The 2081-nt window shown below is 66.7% G+C and carries 2 protein-coding genes; one reads left to right on the forward strand and one right to left on the reverse strand.

Features of this window, described 5'->3' with window-relative positions; genetic code table 11:
• Window positions 1–193 precede the first annotated feature (193 nt).
• Complete coding sequence (locus tag AC1DOC_RS30970) at window positions 194–1117, reverse strand: SOS response-associated peptidase family protein (RefSeq protein WP_436311648.1); 924 nt, start codon at window positions 1115–1117, stop codon at window positions 194–196.
• Between the two features lie 169 nt (window positions 1118–1286).
• Between AC1DOC_RS30970 and imuA the strand changes: the two genes are divergently transcribed.
• Window positions 1287–2081, forward strand: a 795-nt coding sequence (gene imuA / locus AC1DOC_RS30975; RefSeq protein ID WP_478131258.1) for a translesion DNA synthesis-associated protein ImuA, incomplete at its 3' end; no start/stop codon positions are given.

Raw genomic sequence — 2081 nt, forward strand, 5'->3', positions numbered from 1 at the left:
GACAGAGGGCAAGCAAGCGACGAGGTTGCGCGCGATGGCAGTCTTACCGGTGCCCGATAGGCCGCCGAAGACAATCAGCATCGGTTTCTCCGTCGTGAGTATCAGCAAATTGAGTGGCGACGGCGACGGCGAAGGTGCCGTGCAGCAACCAGTCTGAAGTCTGAGCTATCGGCGAGCGGCAGGTACGCGATGCCTATGCCGCCAGCCTATGCTCGTAGTACGGCCGCTCGCGGTCATCGAGGACCGCGTACGAGGCCTCCAGGTTCGCGCGATCCGGCCGCAGCCACGCATCGACGTTCTCCGGTTTGATGGGGATGATGCAGCGGTCGTGACCCACTGCCGCAATCTCTTCCGGAGGTTCATCGGAAATGGCAGCGAAGGAGAGCAGGTCGGGCTCCCCTGGCGCCGACCATGCGGACCAGAGGCATGCGACCAGCATGTCCTGCTGCGGCTGCGGCCTGAACTCGAGCACCACGTCCTCGCCATCCCGGTCGACGTGCTCATAGAAGGCATTGACGACCATGATCCCGTGCGACAGACCGAAGAGGTCCTTCCAGAACCCTTCCAGGTTGTCGCGCCGGGCGTTGTAGGTGCCGGGATAGAGCGCATCGAACTTCGCGGGTTTGCCGGCGGGCCGGCACTGGTAGCGCATGGGCTTGACGACTCGCTGCCCGTCCTCCCAGATCATCACGGGGACATGCACGCCCGGAAAGATCCGTGCGTCGCGCGGTTCGAGCTCGACACGGTTCAGGTCGGCCAGCTTGCCGAGACCCCACTCGATCTTCGCCGTCGCGATCCGCACATCCTCCGCCGCCTTCTTCGTTGCCTTGACCTGGAGCTTGCGTTCGGCGTCGGCGAGTCGCTTGCGCTGCTTGAAGAGATCCTGCTCGAGCGCCATGGCCTGTTCGGCGTTGAAGGCGTCGATCAGGCCCTTGATCTCCCGCTCCTCGTCGGACTCGGGGTTCATGAACGCCGCGTCGACGACCTTCGGAATCTTGATCCTGGGATTGCCCTGGCGCTCGTAGTACAGCTTGGCGAACGCACGCAGCGACAGGACGCCGCCGAACTGGCGGAAGAACCGCTTGTAGTCGGCGCGGATCTGGGCTGAGTAGCACATGCGTCCCATTGTGGCGGCGGTTCCGGCTTCGCCGGGCGGGGATTTTCCTTGGGCGTGCAGGCGGGTCGGATTTCACAAGGCGGCATGGCCGGGGCAAATTTGTAAACCTTCTTGCTCACTTCCCCGCACCGGATGGATACTGTTCATCCATACAGTATCTGGAGTCCTTATGGCCATCCCCCTGTCATGGGCCGATGGCGATGAAGCGTCGTCGGCCCGCGAAAGTTCACCGCCGTCGGAGCGGCCATGGCGTCCGGCCATCGTGTTGCCGCACGCGGTCGAAGCGGCCGTCTGGCGCGGCGATGCGCTCGGCACCCCGGTCACTTCGGCCGTGAGCACAGGGTTCGAGCGCCTGGATGCCGAGCTGCCGGGCGGCGGCTGGCCTTGCCAGTCGCTGACCGAGGTGCTGCAGGTCCAACCCTCGGTGCTCGAATGGCGGCTGCTCGCGCCCGCCATGCGCACGCTGGTCGGGCAGGGCCGGCAGATCGTGGTGATCGGCCCGCCGAAGGCCCCGCATCTGCCGGGGCTGCACCACCTCGGCCTCGACGAGCGCCACCTGGTCTGGATCGCCGCCGACAAGCCGGTCGAACGGCTGTGGGCGACCGAGCAACTCATCAAGGCCAATGCCGCCGGCATGCTCGTGAGCTGGCTGCCGCAGGCCCGCCAGGAGCAGATCCGGCGCCTGCAGGTCTGCGCCCAGGGCTGCGACGGACCCGTCATCCTGTGCCGGCCGGCTGCGGCCGAGCACGAGTCGTCGGCCGCCCCGCTGCGGCTGCAGGCGCGCTTCGGCGTCGACTGGGAGTTGCGCATCCACCTGCTCAAGCGCAAGGGGCCGCCGCACGAGGGGGAACTGACGCTTCCCTCGGTCCCCGGCGGCCTCGAAGTCATCCTGACGCCGCGTCTGCGTCACCCGAGCCGCCTGATCGCGGCGCGCCAATCCCGGGAGCTTTCCCATGCTGTGGGC

Source organism: Variovorax sp. 01T439_2, from assembly GCF_056398445.1.

Excerpts from the sequence above, each read along its gene's own strand:
- AC1DOC_RS30970 (WP_436311648.1), bottom strand. The coding sequence starts at position 1,117 with ATGTGCTACTCAGCCCAGATCCGCGCCGACTACAAGCGGTTCTTCCGC.